The following is a 1,420-nucleotide window of genomic DNA, read 5'->3' on the forward strand; positions in this document are numbered from 1 at the left end:
CCTAGCACTACAGTTGCATTTTGTATTGAGTTCTGACTCTATGGGTAACCATGATTCAGGATATGATGACCGGTGGTGCCTCTGTTGAAGAGACACTGGAATTATGGGCGCGTTCGCTTCGGGCTGCCAAGGAGCGGATTGTTCCACTCTTTACGCAAAAGCGTGTCGCGGATTCAGCGTGTTCTTTTCTCGATGTTTTAATTGGCAATGATCCACGCAAGACAGGATGGATGCGGGCAGAAGCAGCAGGAGATCCTGGTCCCTGGCGGCAGCAGGCGCTTCTGGGGCGCGGGCGCTGGGATGCCGATGCCCTACGTGACATCGTCAGGAATTATGTGATCGAGCATCTGGGCACTGACGATGGCGTTCTGGTCGTCGATGAGACTGGTTTTCTGAAGAAGGGTCAGGCGTCGTGCGGTGTGGGGCGGCAGTATACGGGATCTGCCGGCAAGATCACGAACTGCCAGATTGGGGTATTTGCCACCTATGTATCGGCGCGGGGCTATGCTTTTATTGACCGCGCCCTGTATCTCCCGAAAGACTGGACATCTGACCGTGAGCGCCTGCAGCAGGCCCACGTTCCCGATGACGTGGTGTTTGCAACCAAACCGGCGTTAGCCTCGATGATGATTGAGCGGAGTATTGAGGCCGGTGTGCCCTTCCGCTGGGTTGCAGCAGACAGCGTTTATGGCGTGGGAGATGTGGAACGCACGCTTCGTCGGGCAGGCGTTGGATATGTCCTTGGCGTCAAAGGCAATCACTGGTTCGGGTCATGGGCAACCAACCCGCTGATTGCAGGAGAAGCCAAAGATATTGCTGCAAACCTTCCAGAGCAGGACTGGTACCGCCTATCTGCGGGACACGGCACAAAAGGTGAGCGGCTGTATGACTGGGCGTATCTTGCGCTTGCTGATCTGGATGCTGAAGAATTTGACTGCCCTATTGCCGGACCATGGACACGCGGCCTGTTGATCCGTCGGAGTATAGGCGATGGAGACCTAGCCTATTTTACGACCTGGTGCCCGAAAGGGACAACCATGCAGGAACTCGTGAACGTTGAAGGGACGCGCTGGAGGATCGAAGAATGTTTCGAGACAGCCAAAAACGAATTCGGTCTTGATCACAACGAAACCCGCTCCTGGCATGGTTGGCATCGGCATGTCTCTCTGGTCATGCTCGCCTATGCCGTCATGGCAAGTGTCCGGTATCAGGCAAACTCACGGAAACCAAAAAAAACACAGCGCAGGACACGATCGTCCTCGTCCGCTGGTCCATACAGGAAATCAGGCGCCTCGTCGTAAAGCTTGCACAACGCAGGTTACCCGTCGCCCATATCCTCAGATGGTCCGTCTTTCGACGAACACATCAGGCAAACGCTATGCGCTCTCACTCACAATACAAAATGCAACTGTAGTGCTAG

General features: G+C 54.9%; 1 protein-coding gene. It reads left to right on the plus strand.

The genetic code is table 11. The features are described 5' to 3' along the window. Positions 1-50: 50 nt before the first annotated feature. On the plus strand, positions 51-1,301 hold the full coding sequence (locus GOB83_RS14585; RefSeq protein WP_165926622.1) for an IS701 family transposase: 1,251 nt from the start codon (positions 51-53) through the stop codon (positions 1,299-1,301). Positions 1,302-1,420: the final 119 nt, after the last annotated feature.

This window comes from Acetobacter fabarum, from assembly GCF_011516925.1.
Taxonomy (GTDB): domain Bacteria; phylum Pseudomonadota; class Alphaproteobacteria; order Acetobacterales; family Acetobacteraceae; genus Acetobacter; species Acetobacter fabarum.

Bases quoted from the DNA above. Each gene is read 5' to 3' on its own strand.
- GOB83_RS14585 (WP_165926622.1), top strand. From the start codon at position 51: ATGATTCAGGATATGATGACCGGTGGTGCCTCTGTTGAAGAGACACTG.